Origin of the sequence: Paraburkholderia sp. SIMBA_053 (assembly GCF_046534895.1) — a bacterium.
GTDB classification, from domain to species: Bacteria; Pseudomonadota; Gammaproteobacteria; order Burkholderiales; family Burkholderiaceae; genus Paraburkholderia; species Paraburkholderia caledonica.
On the sequence record NZ_JAWRXU010000691.1, the window covers coordinates 1 to 272 of the forward strand.

The 272-nt window shown below is 59.9% G+C and carries 1 protein-coding gene; it reads right to left on the bottom strand.

The features are described 5' to 3' along the window. On the bottom strand, window positions 1–239 hold a 239-nt coding region (locus SB753_RS37350), incomplete at its 3' end, for a hypothetical protein (RefSeq protein WP_410805179.1). Window positions 240–272: the final 33 nt, after the last annotated feature.

The window sequence follows — 272 nt, forward strand, 5'->3', positions numbered from 1 at the left end:
GTCGCCCATTGTTCCCGCACCTTGATAACTGGGCCTCTGGACCTGCTGGCGGCGGCCAGGACCGCTTGAGCGAAGTCGCGGCAGTCCGGAGGTCCCGATAGCGTCCCATTGATCCTTGCGCGGGTAGTTGCCAGATCGACGGTGTCATCAGCGAACCGGATACGAATCCGTTCTCCGCACTGATTGAATTCATCCAGTGCCTGAGCGATCGCGGCCGCATCGAAATGGTCATGGTTCAAACCTCGCGAATCGTCCGATACCCGCCTGAAAGC